Below are 14,871 nucleotides of genomic sequence, written 5' to 3'. Positions count from 1 at the left end.
GTGGCACGAATTGCATACATTGACCATTCCTTCCACAAGAAAACGCTATCTACAAGTTTTCTTCCTGAAATGCTTCATCGCCACGGCCATGTCGTCGAGTATTTTTGGGATGAATCGTGGGCGGGGGGGGCGGCAGTTTCTTGGGAGGGCGTTGAAAATCATGACGTGGTGATCATGTTTCAGGCATATAGCCCAATCTTGGAGCGTTACTATCGAACGCTACACCCTAATGTCATATTCATTCCTATGTTAGATCAGTTTGGCGTCTGGCAAGGGCCGTTATTTAATCTTGCAAGATTTTGGGAGCCATTTCAAGGCAGTAAGGTCATCAGCTTCTCCAATGCAGTTCACGCCATTTCTGTTGGGGCTGGAATTGCTAGTCATCATTGCCGCTACTATCAGCCCGTTGCGGAAAGAGATCTTTCTGACATGCAAGGCCTGCACGGTTTTTTTTGGCTTCGCAGAGAGGACCAAATACCGTGGAAGACAATCCGTTCACTAATAGCAGGATCTAATTTCGACAGTTTCCACATTCACTTAGCGTCCGACCCTGGAAGTCCGGAACCTGTACTGCCTTCGGAGGAGGATATTAAGCGGTACAGAATCACCACTTCGACGTGGTTTCAGGACAAGGTCGAGCTTTACGGGGTACTCGAAAAAGCGAATGTTTTCTTTGCTTCACGTATGGAGGAAGGAATAGGCCAGTCCTTTTTAGAAGCGCTAGCACGGGGTCAATGCGTTGTAGCTCCAAATAACGGAACTATGAACGAATACATACTGCACGGCATGAATGGGCTTCTCTACGAAAGTACAGATCCGCAGCCGCTGAACTTCTATAACGTCCAGGCTCTAGGCAGCGCGGGTAGGCAATCCGTGTCTCTTGGTCAGCGCGCTTGGCAAGAAGGTGAAGAGCGTCTTGTTAGATATATAGTGACACCTAGCGAACATTTATATGTAGGAAAGTACGTTCATCAGAGCGTATCGCCTACGTTCTGCTCTCGTATTGAATCGCACCTACGCTATGTCGCTCGCAGAAACTCAATAGCTAGAAGAGCTTTCAGTTTCTTAAGGCGCTGAAGAAAAACGCCGAGAGCTGATCTGTAGCGAATAGATCAATAATCATTTTTCTACCATATTTGGCAAGGTAAGCATGAGAAGGAAAGTTTTTGTTGCCGGTCATCGTGGTTTGGTCGGAACTGCAACGACTCGTGCGCTTGAATGCGCTTCTGAGAACTACGTTGTACTAACTAGAACACATCAGCAGCTTGATCTTGAGGATCGCGACGCTACATTCGAATTCTTTCAGAAAGAGAAGCCTGATTTCGTTGTAGTATGTGCGGCGAAGGTTGGCGGTATTCTTGCCAACTCCCAGCTACCGGTCGACTTCCTTCATCAGAACTTGCGAATACAACTAAATGTGTTCGACGCAGCCTATGGTTCGGGTGTCAAACGCATGATATTTCTTGGCTCTTCTTGCATATACCCGAGAGATTGTCCGCAACCCATTAAAGAGGAATATCTATTAACTGGCCCGCTGGAAGCCACCAATCGAGCTTACGCATTGGCCAAAATCGCTGGCGTTGAATCGTGCCGGTCATTCAACAAACAGTACGGCACTCAATATCTTTCTCTCATGCCGACGAATATGTACGGTCCAGGAGACAATTATCATCCAGAACATTCTCATGTTTTGCCAGCATTGATCCGCCGCCTCCATGCTGCGAAAGTTGCTGAACAGCCATCGGTTGAGGTATGGGGGTCGGGCACTCCCCGCCGCGAGTTTATGTTTTCTCTGGATTTAGGCTTCGCCATCAGGTTCCTTCTCGGCTTATCGGACAATGTCTTCTCGACGCTGACTGCCGCACACGTAGCACCACTGCTGAATGTCGGTGTGGGAGAGGACATCACAATCCGGGAGTTGGCTGAGATGATCCGTTTTACAATCGGCTATGAGGGGGAGCTCCTGTTCGACGTTAGCAAGCCAGACGGCACGCCACGTAAACTCTTAGATGTCAGCCGGCTGCATAACCTTGGCTGGAAGGCCCAAACAACGCTAAACGTGGGCTTGCATGCAGCCTATGAAGACTATCTGAAGACCCTCGATAAGGAGAAAAAATGACCATTGCAGTAGTTACCGGTATTACCGGGCAAGATGGTGCATATTTGACGGAACTGCTATTAGAAAAGGGCTATACCGTCTACGGCACTTATCGCCGGACTAGTTCGGTCAATTTCTGGCGTATCGAAGAGTTGGGCATTGATCGGCACCCAAATTTGCATTTGGTTGAGTACGATCTGACGGACCTATCGGCGAGCATTCGTTTGTTGCAAACGACGGAAGCGACAGAAGTCTACAACCTGGCGGCTCAGAGTTTCGTTGGCGTATCCTTCGAGCAGCCGCTTACCACCTTGGACATTACTGGCGCTGGCGCGGTTAACCTTCTGGAAGCCATTCGGATCGTTAATCCCAAGATTCGTTTTTACCAAGCCTCGACCTCTGAGATGTTTGGTGAAGTGCAGGCCATTCCTCAAATTGAAACGACGCCCTTTTATCCGCGTAGCCCTTACGGCGTCGCCAAGTTGTACGCTCACTGGATGACCATCAACTACCGCGAGTCATACGGGATTTTTGGTACTAGCGGCATTTTGTTCAACCATGAGTCGCCGCTGCGCGGTAGGGAATTCGTGACGCGCAAGATCACCGACAGCGTGGCCAAGATCAAGCTCGGCAAGTTGGAAGTGCTGGAACTTGGCAATATGGACGCAAAGCGTGATTGGGGCTTCGCCAAGGAATACGTGGAAGGCATGTGGCGCATGCTGCAGGTTGACGAGCCGGATACCTTTGTATTGGCCACCAACCGAACCGAAACGGTTCGTGACTTCGTATCGATGGCCTTCAAAGCCTCGGGTGTAAATCTGGAGTGGTCAGGTAAGGCTGAAGGAGAAAAGGCAGTTGATGCGGCGACAGGCAAACTTGTCGTCACAGTCAACCCTAAGTTCTACCGACCAGCCGAAGTGGATCTGCTGATCGGCAACCCGTCGAAAGCAAAGGAAAAACTGGGCTGGGAGCCTAAGACCACGTTGGAACAGCTGTGCCACATGATGGTTGAGGCGGACCTCCGTCGTAATGAAGCTGGATTCTCATTCTGATGAGTAACGCACCTAAACGTGCGCTGATCACTGGCATTCGTGGGTTCACCGGCCGTTACATGGCCAATGAATTGATGTCGCACGGTTACCAAGTGGTTGGTTTGGGAAGCCAGCCCTCAGATCAGCCTGACTACCATAAGGTGGATCTGACCGACCCTGCCGCTACGCGGAAGGCAATAGCTGAGATCCGGCCTGACGTGGTGCTGCATCTGGCTGCGTTGGCGTTTGTTGGCCATGGTGATACGAACGGGTTTTATCGCGTGCATTTGATCGGCACGCGCAACTTGCTCGAAGCTTTGGCTTCAGCTGAGCGAAAGCCAGAATGCGTATTGCTGGCGGGCAGCGCCTACGTGTACGGTAATAGCGCAGGCGGCGTCCTCCATGAGGGCACTCTGCCGGTCCCTGCTAACGACTACGCGGTTAGTAAGCTGGCCATGGAGTACATGGCCTCTTTGTGGCAGGAGCGTTTGCCACTGGTTATCGCGCGCCCTTTTAACTACAGCGGGGTAGGGCAGGCAGAAAATTTTCTATTGCCCAAAGTTGTGTCGCACTTCCGCCGGAAGGCGACCAAAATCGAACTGGGCAACCTGGATGTCTGGCGTGATTTCAGCGATGTGCGGGCCGTGGTTCAGGCTTATCGTCGCTTAATTGAAGTTAAGCCTCTGGGGCAGACGGTCAACGTCTGTTCCGGGCAAGCTCATTCTTTGCGCGAGATACTTGAGATATGCCAAGCCGTAACGGGGCATTCGATGGACGTAATGGTAAACCCGGCGTTCGTGCGTGCCAATGAGGTCAAGACATTGTGCGGCGATGCCACACGTCTGCGGTCGTTGATTGGTAGCTGGGAAACGCCCTCGTTAGAAGATACCTTGCGCTGGATGCTGGCGGCTGCCTAATCAATGAACGTTATTCTCTCTGTAGACCCGGTTCGCTTTCCACTGACCGGTATTGGCCGTTACACATACGAGCTTGCCCGTGCGCTTGAAGCGGCTGAGGGGGTAGAAACGTTGCGCTACTTTTCCGGCGCAAGTTTCGTTGCTGGCTTGCCCAGCGCGAGCGACACCTCTGATGGTGGATATGGTTTAAGGCGCGCAGTGCAGAAGAGCGCTCTGGCCATCGAGGTGTACCGATTACTGATGCCGCTGCTCCGCACGCGTGCGTTGCGGGGCTGTTCGGATTCGCTTTATCACGGCACTAATTTTTTTATTCCGCCTTTCTCTGGCAAGAGCGTAGCGACCTTTCACGACCTCTCACCGTTCACCTGGGCGCACTGTCATCCCGCTCAGCGCATACGGTATCTACAGAAAGAGCTTGGTAAGACGCTGGAACGTGCCGATGCGTTGATTACCGACTCCGAATACACGCGTCAGGAGCTGGCGGCCTATTTTTCCTGGCCAATCGAGCGCATCCATACCGTGCCGTTGGCCAGCTCCGATGAGTTTCGGGTACGTGGGGCGGATGCGTTGCGTGATGCGCTGAACCGCCACGGGCTTGTGTACGGGGGTTATAGCTTGTTCGTCGGCACATTGGAGCCGCGCAAGAATATCGAGACGTTGCTCGACGCTTACAGCAGGTTGCCGGTTTCGTTGAAAAAGCGCTGGCCTCTTGTGCTCACGGGCTACCAGGGCTGGCGCAACGATGCCATACGCGAGCGGCTTGATCGTGCAGTGGATGAAGGTTGGGCTCGACACCTTGGTTTCGTGCCCGGCGAAGACCTGCCTTTGCTGTTTGCTGGGGCGCGCTTGTTTACCTTCCCTTCGTTGTACGAAGGGTTCGGTATGCCTGTGCTGGAGGCAATGAGTTCCGGGGTGCCGGTTGTTTGTTCCAACAGCTCGTCGCTACCGGAAGTCGCAGGTAGCGTCGCGCTGATGTGCGACCCGATGGATATCGATACGCTTACCGACCTAATCGCCCGGGGCTTGGAAGATGACTCCTGGCGGGCTACAGCAATAACCGAAGGTTTGAAGCATGCTGCCTCGTTTTCCTGGCAGCGCTGCGCCATGCAGACCATGAGCGTCTATGAACGGGTACTGAGCGCTGGATGATCAAGGTTCTTCATTTTTTTAAAACCTACTGCCCTGACACCATGGGTGGTATCGAGCAGGTGATCTTCCAGCTAGCGCAGGGAGGTGCGGCCTATGGGGTCGCGCCCGAAGTGCTCTACCTGAGCCCGAGAGGTGCAGCACGGGGGGAAACGGTCGGCCATCATGTTGCACACCGTTCGAAGCTTGATTTGCATTTGGCCTCTACAGGCTTGTCCTGGTCCGCGATAGGTGACTTTGCCGAGCTGGCCGAACAGGCCGACGTGGTTCATTACCATTTCCCGTGGCCATTCATGGATGTCGCGCATTTTGCTGCACGCGTTCGTAAGCCGTCGGTGGTCAGTTATCACTCTGACGTGGTCAAGCAGAGGCTTTTGCTGAAACTCTACGCACCGTTGATGCACCGCTTTCTTGGTAGCGTTGATCGCATCGTGGCCGCGTCACCAAACTATGTAGAAACCAGCCCGGTGCTGCAGCGGCATTGCGACCGTGTCAGCGTGATCCCGTACGGGCTGGACCGCAGTACCTATCCCATTCCCAGCGCTGAACGGCTTGATTACTGGCGTGGCCGTCTGGGTGAGAAATTTTTTCTGTTCGTCGGCGCGCTGCGCTATTACAAAGGCCTTAATTATTTGCTTGAGGCTGTCCGCGGGACTGACATGACCGTTGCGGTGGTTGGCACCGGGCTGGAAGAGCAAAAGCTTCAGGCGCAAGCTCAGGACTCGGGGTTCGGCAAACTGCACATGCTTGGGGGCCTTCCAGATGAGGATAAGGCCGCACTGCTGACTTTGTGCCACGCGTTCGTGTTTCCTTCGCATCTTCGGTCCGAGGCTTTCGGCATCTCGCTGCTGGAGGGAGCAATGTTCGGTAAGGCGCTTATATCCTGCGAGATCGGGACGGGTACTACATTCATCAACGTCGCAGATGAGACCGGTTTGGTCGTGCCGCCACGTGATCATGTGGCGCTGCGTCAGGCGATGCTGCGTTTGCACCATGAACCGGAACTATCGGCACGCATGGGTGAGAAGGCAGCGCAGCGGTTCGAGCGGGTGTTTCGTGCCGAGTCGATGCTGTCGGCGTATGGCGACCTCTATCGCGAACTGGTGTAGCGGTCATGCGCATACTGGTGACCGGCGCTTCAGGCTTTTTGGCTTCGGCATTGCTGCCGGGGCTGAAGCAACAAGGTCATGACGTGGTCGCTACAACGCGAAGTTCTGTATCAGCACGTGTTGATGGAGTCGACTATCATCTTGGCGGAGATCTGAGCGAAGCTCAGGACTGGCATTTGCCATTGCAGGACGTTGAAGTCGTGGTTCATACAGCTGCTCGTGTCCATGTCATGGACGAGTCTAGCGATGACCCATTACAAGCCTTTCGCCGAATCAACGTTTTCGCAACGCTCGACTTAGCGCGCCAAGCGGCGGAGGCCGGGGTAAGCCGCTTCGTGTTCATCAGCTCTATTAAGGTATCGGGTGAGCAGACCCGGCTGGGCATGCCCTTTCGTCCGGACGATGTACCTCGCCCCGCCGATCCGTATGGAGTCTCCAAGCGGGAGGCGGAGGACGGTCTTTTGGCGCTGGCGGCCGAATCCGGCATGGAGGTGGTAATCGTCCGCCCGCCGTTGGTATATGGCCCAGGCGTAAAGGGCAACTTTGCCAGCATGATAGAACTGTTGGATAAGGGGGTGCCGCTCCCGCTGGGCGCTGTCTACAACAAGCGCTCGCTGGTGGGCATCGGCAACCTTGTCGATCTAATCATCCTTTGTCTCGACCACTCGGCAGCGGCTAATCAGGTCTTTTTTGTGAGCGATGATGAAGATCTGTCAACCACCGAAATGCTGAGGTGCGTAGCCGAGGCGATGGGCAAGCCTGTACGGCTGGTTCGTGTTCCCGCAAGCATGCTCCAGATCGGCGCTACGTTGCTTGGAAAAAAGGCGATGGCTCAACGATTGCTGGGCTCGTTGCAGGTAGATATCACCAAGACGCGCGGGCTTCTGGGTTGGACGCCACCATATACAGTAGAAGAGGGGCTCAGGTACTGCTTCGAGTCTTTCAAACCGTCCGTAGGTAGGTGAACGTTTGATTCGCATCTTTGATTTGATCTTTTCGGTGCTGGGCTTGATTGTCTGTTTTCCGGTGCTGCTGGCGTTGGCGATAATCGGCCTGTTCGATACAGGCTCTCCTGTTTTTCGGCAGGTGCGTGTCGGGCGTCACCAGAAGCCCTTCACCCTGGTCAAGTTCCGGACCATGAAGGTAGATACCGCTTCGGTTGCGACGCATCTTGCCAGCAGTGCTTCCGTAACTCCGTTCGGTCGTTTTCTGCGCAAGACCAAACTGGACGAACTGCCCCAGTTGTGGAATGTGCTTAAAGGCGATATGAGTCTGGTCGGTCCGCGTCCTGGCTTGTTCAATCAAGTAGAGCTGACCGAGCATCGCGCCGAACGCGGGGTGTTCGAGGTTCGCCCGGGGATCACCGGGCTAGCGCAGGTGAGCGCAATCGATATGTCGACACCAGCATTGTTAGCCGAAACAGACCAAAAGATGATCCAGAGCCTAACGCTGGTGGATTACTTCAAATACATCTTCATGACTGTAACAGGCAGAGGCGCAGGAGACCGGATTAGGTAGTGCGTATGAATGTTGAATATGAGCCTTTGATCCTGGTTTACCTTCAAGGGGCCGCCGAACAAACGATTGCTAAAAGTGCTGGTCTGCTTGCAGACGTACGGCGAGGAGTTCTGCGTTTGCTTCTTCAGCGGCGCAGCTAACGGCACTCCTGACCCTTTCTGCCACCTGATTGATCAAAAAATTTGCATCTATCTTACTGGCTTGTTGCTGGAGCAGCTTCAGCCCGGCGACTTGAGGCTTTTATATGTTGAGGTTGGCTGAAAAATTGCGCATGCATTTAGTGCGTTTACCTAGACGGCAGAAGCGCCTGGTCCAGGTTGCTGCGGATGTGTTGTTGGTCTGGCTTTCGCTGTGGCTGGCTTTTTTTATTCGGCTTGGAGAGGCTGATTTTGTTGAACCGTTTGGCGGCCACGCTTGGTTATTCGCCATCGCTCCCCTTTTGTCGCTCCCATTCTTCATCCGTTTAGGTATGTATCGCGCAGTCATGCGCTATTTCGGAAATGATGCGCTCGTTGCGATAGCCAAGGCTGTAACTCTCTCGACGTTACTGTTGGCGCTGGCTATCTATTGGCGATCCGACGCTCCCAAGTTGATACCCCGTTCGATGGTATTCAACTATTGGTGGCTGAGCCTTGTGATGATCGGAGGCCTGCGGCTGCTGATGCGCCAGTATTTCCTCGGCGATTGGTTCACTGTGGGACAGCCGCTTGGCTTGAGCCGACGGGAAATGGCGCTAACCAGGATAGCCATATATGGCGCCGGAACGGCTGGTAATCAGCTGGCGGCGGCGCTGCGTCTTGGAAGGGTGATGAGGCCGATCGCATTTATTGATGACGACCCCAACCTTGCCAATCGAATCATTGCCGGTATCCGCGTCTATTCGCCAAGGCACATCCAGCAGATGATCGATGAGACGGGCGCCGACGAGATTCTGCTAGCCATTCCTTCGGCCACGCGTGCACGGCGGCGTGAGGTTTTGGAGACGCTCGAGAACTATCCGCTACACGTGCGTAGCGTGCCGGGATTCATGGATCTGGCTAGCGGACGGGTTAAGGTCGAGGACATCCAGGAGGTGGACATCGCCGACCTGCTAGGCCGCGATGCTGTACCGCCGCAGCAAGCGCTGTTTGAGAAGTGCATCCGCGGCAAGGTGGTGATGGTGACCGGGGCTGGCGGGTCGATCGGCTCGGAGCTGTGCCGGCAGATCCTGTCTAACAAGCCCAAGGCGTTACTGCTGTTCGAGCACAGTGAGTTCAACCTTTACAGCATTCACATGGAACTGGAGCGGAGGATCGAGCGGGCCTCGTTGTCCGTCAAGCTGGTTCCAATTATGGGGTCGATTCGTAATCCGGATCGTCTAGTGGACGTGATGCGCACCTGGCAGGTGGAGACTATCTACCATGCTGCGGCATACAAGCATGTGCCGATGGTGGAGCATAACGTCGCCGAGGGCGTACTGAACAACGTGCTGGGCACCATGAATACGGCCCAAGCCGCTGTGCAAGCGGGCGTCGCCAACTTCGTGCTGATCTCCACCGACAAAGCGGTTCGGCCTACCAATGTGATGGGCAGTACCAAGCGCGTCGCGGAGATGATTCTGCAAGCACTGAGCAGAGAGTCTGCGCCTGTGCTGTTCAATGCGGACGGGGCGGTGCATCACGTCAACAAGACCCGCTTCACCATGGTTCGCTTCGGCAACGTGCTGGGCTCGTCCGGGTCGGTGATTCCTCGGTTCTATCAGCAGATTCGCAGCGGTGGGCCGGTGACTGTGACCCACCCGAAGATCACCCGTTACTTCATGACCATCCCCGAGGCGGCGCAGTTGGTGATCCAGGCGGGCTCCATGGGGCAGGGTGGCGATGTGTTCGTATTGGATATGGGGCAGCCCGTGCGCATTGCCGAATTGGCCGAGAAGCTGATTCACCTGTCTGGCTTAAGCGTTCGTTCGGAGAAATGCCCGCACGGCGACATCGCGATCGAATTCACAGGATTGCGTCCAGGTGAGAAGCTCTATGAGGAGCTGCTGATCGGCGACAATGTGAGCCCCACTGAGCATCCAATGATCATGCGTGCCGATGAGGAGTACTTCACCTGGGACGTATTGCGTGGCGTATTGGCCAAACTGCTGAAGGCCGTCGAGCAAGATGATTACCCACAGGTGCGGATGTTGCTGCGCGAAGTGGTGAGCGGATACGTTCCGGAAGGGGAGATAGTCGACTTAATCTATCAGCAACGGCGAGTGGGCCCGACTGAGTGAGGGGCCAGTTGCTTTGGTCGGGGGAATGCCTCCAGTAGCGCGCTTGGTATTTAGCGTGTCGATAGGGCTACTGAAGGTATGAGCTTGCTCGCGATCGCTTGAGTTGCGGGAATGACGGGGCAAAGGTTGGGCGGCAGGGATCACCTCACCGTTGGCAACCCGTTAGCCTCCAAGCCCTTGGCGGCCGCGCGGACGCTTCAATGCAGTCGCTGCGGTAACAGAACGCTTTTCGGGTTAGCCATCGTGACATCAATGCTTGATTGTCGGGTCGGTAGTGCAGTGACAGATCAGACCTCCATCCACTTCGGCTTCGGATAACGGCGGTCCGCTTTACCTGCTTTAAGCACGGCCCCGGGCACCTCATGGCCGACCAGCTCGGGCAGGCTGGCAGCGCATTGAAGCAGCCTGTCCAGATCAACGCCCGTATCCAAACCCATGCGCTGGAACATGTGTACCAAATCCTCTGTGCAGATGTTGCCACTGGCACCGGGTGCGTAGGGGCAGCCGCCGAGGCCGCCAAGCGAGGCGTCGAAGCGGTCGATACCGGCGTTCAGCGCGGCCAGGGCGTTGGCCAGGCCCATGCCCCGTGTGTTGTGGAAGTGCGCGGTGAACACTGCGTCGGGCCAGTGGTTCTTTGCGTGCCGGCATAGCCGTTCGACCTGTGCCGGGTCGGCCATGCCCGTGGTGTCGCAGAGGGTAATGCCTTGCACGCCAATCTCGACTAGGCGCTGTATCAGTTCATGGATTCGCGTATCGGAGACCTCGCCCTCGAACGGGCAACCGAATGCGGTGGACAGCGAGGCATTGATGAAAACATCAGTGCCTCGAGTGACTTCGATTATTTCGCCAAACTGCAGTAGCGATTGCTCTGGCGTCATTCGCAGGTTGGCCAGGCCATGGGTGTCGCTGGCGGACATCACCAGATTGACCTCATCCACATCGCAAGCTAGGGCGCGCTCGCAGCCTTTCACATTGGGTACCAGTACGGTGTATACGACACCCGGAACTCGGCGAATGCCGCGCATAACTTCTTCGGCATCCCGCAAATTTGGGATGGCCTTTGGCGAAGTGAAGGAGGTGACTTCGATCTTGGCGAGCCCTGTTTCGGAGAGACGATCGATCAAGGCGATTTTGTCTTCGGTGGGAATGAAGTTCGCTTCGATCTGAAAGCCGTCGCGGGTGGCGACGTCCTGGATGTAGAGGCGTTTAGTCATGGGTATCTCCGTTCGTGAAAGCGCTGCTTGTTGGAGCGTGATAAAAGGCGACAGCGCCGTGAAGGGGGATCGCAGAAATACTGAAACGTGGGGTGAAGCCCACCCTACGATGGCCGCGGTCGCTTAGATGACCCCGCGTTCACGCAACCCCCTGACTTGCGCTTCGGTCAGGCCAAGCCCCGCCAAAACATCCTCGGTATGCTCGCCCAGTTTCGGGCCTCCAGCGCCGATACGCCCGGGTGTACGACTGAGTTTGGGAAGCACGCCCGGCACCTTGAGCGGGCCGGCGAAAGTCTGCACCTGCTCGATCATCTGCCGGGCCAGGTAGTGCGGGTCCTTGACGATATCGGCGGCGGTGTAGGGGTAGCCGGCCGGGACGCGCGCTGCTTTCAGCGCCTCAATGACGTCATCGCGACTATGTTGAACGGTCCATTCACCAATAGCCGTGTCTATCAGCTCGGCATGTAAGGCGCGGCCATCGTTATGGGCGAAGCGCGGATCGTCGGCCAGATCCTGGCGGCCCATCAGCATCATCAAACGCTTGTAGATACTGTCGCCATTGCCGGCGATCAGCACATAGGCACCATCGCTGCATAGGTAGGAGTTCGATGGCGTGATTCCTGGAAGGGCACTGCCGGCCGGCTCGCGGACATAGTCGAAAGCATCGTACTCAGGCACCAGGCTTTCCATCATCGCGAACACGGATTCGTACAGCGCCACATCGATTTCCTGGCCAATGCCGCTGCGGTTGCGCTCTTGCAGGGCGAGCAGAACACCGATGACGCCATATAGCGATGACAGCGAATCGCCGATGCTTACACCCACGCGTACCGGAGGCTGGCCCGGGTATCCGGACAGGTGCCGCAGGCCGCCCATGGCTTCACCGATTACGCCGAAGCCTGGGAGGTCGCGGTAAGGTCCGGTTTGACCGTAGCCGGAGATGCGCAACATGATCAGGCGTGGGTTGAGCTTCGACAGCTCGTCCCAGCCCAGCCCCCAGCCTTCAAGCGTGCCAGGGCGAAAGTTTTCCACCAACACGTCCGCTTCGGCGACCAGCTGGCGGACGATCTGCTGGCCTTCGGGTTCCTTCAGGTCTAGCGTTACCGACTGTTTGTTGCGTGACTGCACGTGCCACCAGAGCGAGGTGCCGTCCTTGAGTTTGCGCCATTTGCGCAGCGGGTCACCGACGCCCGGCGGTTCGATCTTGACTACTTCCGCACCGAATTCGCCGAGCATTTTGCTTGCGAAGGGTCCGGCAATCAGCTGGCCCATCTCGATGACCTTCAGACCTTGCAGTGGCAGGCCGGCCCCATTCTGTTCACTCATCGCTACACCTGTGGCGGGTCGATTCATGTGTGCAGGATGACCGACCGGATCGCTGCGGACAATTACCGAATAGCAAAGGTTGGTTTCGTAAAGCACGAAGGATGGCGGGTGATGCCTTTTAGCCCTGGCCGGTTTATTGTCCTCGGTTCGTCATCTGCGAATACGAGAGTCAATTATGCTGCGTGTCGATTTCGTAACCCTGCGCCTGTTCGTGGCTGTTGCCGACGAACGCAGCCTTACCCGGGCCGCCGAACGTGAGCACTTGGCGCTTGCGGCAGTGAGCAAGCGCATCAGCGATCTGGAAAGCCAGCTGGGCGTGAACCTGTTGTATCGCCAGCCCAAGGGTGTTGAGTTATCGCCTGCCGGTCACGCGCTGTTGCATCACGCTCGTAATCTGCTCGATGGCCTGCAACAGATGGATGCCGATCTCAGCGAATTCAGCCAGGGCGTGAAGGGCCACGTCCGCATCCACGCCAACACTTCGGCGGTAATCGAGTTCCTCCCTGAGGATCTTAGCGACTTCGCTCGCTTGCATCCTGAGGTGAAGATCGACCTCGAGGAGCGGGTCAGCAGTGACACGTTACGAGCGTTGCGTGAAGGGCTGACCGATATCGGTATCTTCGCTGGGCATATGCCAGCCGACGACCTACAGGTGTTTAGCTATCGCGAGGACAGACTGGTGCTTGTGACGCCGCGAGACCATCCACTGGCCAATCACAGCGACATAGCCCTACGAGATGCTGCCGGTTTCGACTTCATCGGGCTGCAGCAGGATGCTTCGCTTCACGCGCTGTTGCAGCAGTCCGCGCAGCAGGTGGGTACGCCGCTAAGGCTGCGCATTCAGGTGCGCAGCTTTGAAGCGATCTGTCGCATGATTCATACAGGCATGGGAATTGGTGTACTCCCCGAGCAGGTGGTCCGTAACTATTTGCCGGCACTGGATGTGGCGATCGTGCCACTGACGGATCCATGGGCCCTGCGGGAACTGAAGCTGGGTGTGCGCAACCTTGAGAGCCTGTCGGTGACTGCGCGGCAAATGCTCGATCATCTCACCGCCCGCGAAGGCAGTGGTTACAGGGCTACGGAAAGCGACCGGTTTGCATCGAAGCCTTCGTAAGAGGCGAAGCCCTGGTTGGTCAAATATGAATGTCGGCGATAAAGAACCGCAGAGTAGAGTCGTCCTAGCAACCCGGCTCACACAATTACAAAACGGAGCTTTCCATGGCACGACTTTCCCGAGGTTTCACCCTTCTGATTGCTGTATCGGTCCTATCCAGCCTGGTGACCGCTCACGCGGCCGATCCGATTCTCATCAAGTTCTCCCACATCACCGCTGACAGCACGCCGAAAGGGCAGGGCGCTCTGATGTTCAGGAGCCTGGTGGAGGAGCGACTTCCTGGCCAGGTGGAAGTGCAGGTTTACGCCAACTCCTCGTTGTACGGTGATGGCAAGGAGATGGAAGCGCTGCTACTCAACGAAGTCCAGATGCTTGCTCCGGCGCCGTCAAAGCTGGAGCAGTACACCAAGCAGTTGCAGCTCTTCGACCTGATGTTCCTGTTCGATGACGTTGCGGCAGCGCAGCGTTTCCAGCAATCGGACAGGGGCAGGGCCATGCTCAAGTCCATGGAGGACAAGGGCATCACCGGTCTGGCGTTCTGGCTCAACGGCATGCGCCAGTTCACGGCGAACAAACCTTTGAGGGACCCTGCTGATGCTCGGGGCCTGAAGTTCCGCGTACAGCCATCGGATCTTCAAGCGGCTCAGTACACCGCTTTGCGTGCGGTTCCGCGCAAGATGGCCTTCGCCGAGATTTACCAAGGCCTGCAAACCGGTGTGGTCAATGCGCAGGACAACCCCTGGTCGAACATCTACAGCCAGAAGTACTTCGAAGTACAGAAGTACATGACCGAGTCCAACCATGGCGTTGGCAATTATTTGCTGATTACCAATACCCAATTCTGGAATGGCTTACCCAAGCCGGTGCGTGCCGAACTCGAGAAGATCATCGATGAGGTTACCGTTGAGGTGAACAAGCAGGCCGAGGCGCTAAATGAAAAGGCCAAACAGGACATCATCGCGACTGGGAAAAGCGAGCTGTTGGTTTTGACAGACGAACAGCGCAACGCATGGCGCGACGCTGTACGCCCCGCCTGGAAAAAGTTCGAAGCGGGTATTGGCCCGGATCTGATCAAAGCAGCCGAGGCCGCCAATCGGGCGCAGTGATCGAGGCTTTCACCTGCCGTGTCAGGCTTAAA

The 14,871-nt window shown here is 56.0% G+C and carries 13 protein-coding genes; 11 read left to right on the top strand and 2 right to left on the bottom strand.

What is annotated here, in order from left to right:
* The 9 genes from EA797_RS06025 (at position 1) to EA797_RS05985 (ending at position 10,076) form a co-directional block, all read left to right on the top strand.
* Positions 1 to 1,077, top strand: coding sequence for a glycosyltransferase (locus tag EA797_RS06025; protein WP_147456809.1), 1,077 nt, complete (start codon positions 1 to 3; stop codon positions 1,075 to 1,077).
* A 73-nt stretch (positions 1,078 to 1,150) separates the two neighbouring features.
* The gene (locus EA797_RS06020; protein WP_122164221.1) at positions 1,151 to 2,119 is read left to right on the top strand and encodes a GDP-L-fucose synthase family protein; all 969 of its coding nucleotides are present in this window, start codon (positions 1,151 to 1,153) and stop codon (positions 2,117 to 2,119) included.
* Positions 2,116 to 3,150, top strand: a complete 1,035-nt coding sequence (gene gmd, locus EA797_RS06015; RefSeq protein WP_122164220.1) for a GDP-mannose 4,6-dehydratase — start codon at positions 2,116 to 2,118, stop codon at positions 3,148 to 3,150. Before EA797_RS06020 ends, gmd begins: the two co-directional genes overlap by 4 nt.
* Complete coding sequence (locus EA797_RS06010) at positions 3,150 to 4,046, top strand: GDP-mannose 4,6-dehydratase (protein ID WP_122164219.1); 897 nt, start codon at positions 3,150 to 3,152, stop codon at positions 4,044 to 4,046. The genes gmd and EA797_RS06010 overlap by 1 nt, the downstream gene beginning before the upstream one ends.
* A 3-nt stretch (positions 4,047 to 4,049) precedes the next feature.
* A complete protein-coding gene (locus EA797_RS06005; RefSeq protein WP_122164218.1) occupies positions 4,050 to 5,195 on the top strand; it encodes a glycosyltransferase family 4 protein in 1,146 nt (381 codons plus the stop codon).
* The gene (locus EA797_RS06000) at positions 5,192 to 6,301 is read left to right on the top strand and encodes a glycosyltransferase (protein ID WP_122164217.1); all 1,110 of its coding nucleotides are present in this window, start codon (positions 5,192 to 5,194) and stop codon (positions 6,299 to 6,301) included. The genes EA797_RS06005 and EA797_RS06000 overlap by 4 nt, the downstream gene beginning before the upstream one ends.
* A 5-nt stretch (positions 6,302 to 6,306) precedes the next feature.
* Positions 6,307 to 7,266, top strand: coding sequence for a UDP-glucose 4-epimerase family protein (locus tag EA797_RS05995; RefSeq protein WP_122164216.1), 960 nt, complete (start codon positions 6,307 to 6,309; stop codon positions 7,264 to 7,266).
* A gap of 4 nt (positions 7,267 to 7,270) precedes the next feature.
* The gene (locus tag EA797_RS05990; RefSeq protein WP_122164215.1) at positions 7,271 to 7,819 is read left to right on the top strand and encodes a sugar transferase; all 549 of its coding nucleotides are present in this window, start codon (positions 7,271 to 7,273) and stop codon (positions 7,817 to 7,819) included.
* 244 nt (positions 7,820 to 8,063) lie between these two features.
* A complete protein-coding gene (locus EA797_RS05985) occupies positions 8,064 to 10,076 on the top strand; it encodes a polysaccharide biosynthesis protein (RefSeq protein ID WP_425275564.1) in 2,013 nt (670 codons plus the stop codon).
* 287 nt (positions 10,077 to 10,363) lie between these two features.
* On the opposite strand, the gene EA797_RS05980 is transcribed toward EA797_RS05985, so the two are convergent.
* Together EA797_RS05980 and EA797_RS05975 are read right to left on the bottom strand one after the other, a co-directional pair.
* Positions 10,364 to 11,290, bottom strand: a complete 927-nt coding sequence (locus tag EA797_RS05980) for a hydroxymethylglutaryl-CoA lyase (RefSeq protein WP_122164214.1) — start codon at positions 11,288 to 11,290, stop codon at positions 10,364 to 10,366.
* A 123-nt stretch (positions 11,291 to 11,413) separates the two neighbouring features.
* Positions 11,414 to 12,616: a CaiB/BaiF CoA transferase family protein gene (locus tag EA797_RS05975; RefSeq protein WP_122164213.1), complete on the bottom strand. Its 1,203-nt coding sequence runs from the start codon at positions 12,614 to 12,616 to the stop codon at positions 11,414 to 11,416.
* A 175-nt stretch (positions 12,617 to 12,791) separates the two neighbouring features.
* Here EA797_RS05975 and EA797_RS05970 point away from each other — a divergent pair, with 175 nt between their 5' ends.
* Positions 12,792 to 13,733 (top strand): LysR family transcriptional regulator, encoded by a 942-nt coding sequence (locus EA797_RS05970; protein ID WP_122164212.1) that lies wholly within the window; start codon positions 12,792 to 12,794, stop codon positions 13,731 to 13,733.
* Between the two features lie 104 nt (positions 13,734 to 13,837).
* Positions 13,838 to 14,839: a DctP family TRAP transporter solute-binding subunit gene (locus tag EA797_RS05965; protein ID WP_122164211.1), complete on the top strand. Its 1,002-nt coding sequence runs from the start codon at positions 13,838 to 13,840 to the stop codon at positions 14,837 to 14,839.
* Positions 14,840 to 14,871: the final 32 nt, after the last annotated feature.

The sequence above is a fragment of the Stutzerimonas zhaodongensis genome, assembly GCF_003696365.1.
GTDB classification, from domain to species: Bacteria; Pseudomonadota; Gammaproteobacteria; order Pseudomonadales; family Pseudomonadaceae; genus Stutzerimonas; species Stutzerimonas zhaodongensis.
Note: the sequence above shows the minus strand (reverse complement) of the source record. Positions and strands in the feature narration are given on the sequence as shown.

Excerpts from the sequence above, each read along its gene's own strand:
- EA797_RS05995 (WP_122164216.1), top strand. The coding sequence starts at position 6,307 with ATGCGCATACTGGTGACCGGCGCTTCAGGCTTTTTGGCTTCGGCATTG.
- EA797_RS06005 (WP_122164218.1), top strand. The coding sequence starts at position 4,050 with ATGAACGTTATTCTCTCTGTAGACCCGGTTCGCTTTCCACTGACCGGT.
- EA797_RS05965 (WP_122164211.1), top strand. The coding sequence starts at position 13,838 with ATGGCACGACTTTCCCGAGGTTTCACCCTTCTGATTGCTGTATCGGTC.
- EA797_RS05985 (WP_425275564.1), top strand. The coding sequence starts at position 8,064 with ATGTTGAGGTTGGCTGAAAAATTGCGCATGCATTTAGTGCGTTTACCT.
- EA797_RS05980 (WP_122164214.1), bottom strand. The coding sequence starts at position 11,290 with ATGACTAAACGCCTCTACATCCAGGACGTCGCCACCCGCGACGGCTTT.
- EA797_RS05975 (WP_122164213.1), bottom strand. The coding sequence starts at position 12,616 with ATGAGTGAACAGAATGGGGCCGGCCTGCCACTGCAAGGTCTGAAGGTC.
- EA797_RS06020 (WP_122164221.1), top strand. The coding sequence starts at position 1,151 with ATGAGAAGGAAAGTTTTTGTTGCCGGTCATCGTGGTTTGGTCGGAACT.
- EA797_RS06000 (WP_122164217.1), top strand. The coding sequence starts at position 5,192 with ATGATCAAGGTTCTTCATTTTTTTAAAACCTACTGCCCTGACACCATG.
- EA797_RS05970 (WP_122164212.1), top strand. The coding sequence starts at position 12,792 with ATGCTGCGTGTCGATTTCGTAACCCTGCGCCTGTTCGTGGCTGTTGCC.
- gmd (WP_122164220.1), top strand. The coding sequence starts at position 2,116 with ATGACCATTGCAGTAGTTACCGGTATTACCGGGCAAGATGGTGCATAT.
- EA797_RS06010 (WP_122164219.1), top strand. The coding sequence starts at position 3,150 with ATGAGTAACGCACCTAAACGTGCGCTGATCACTGGCATTCGTGGGTTC.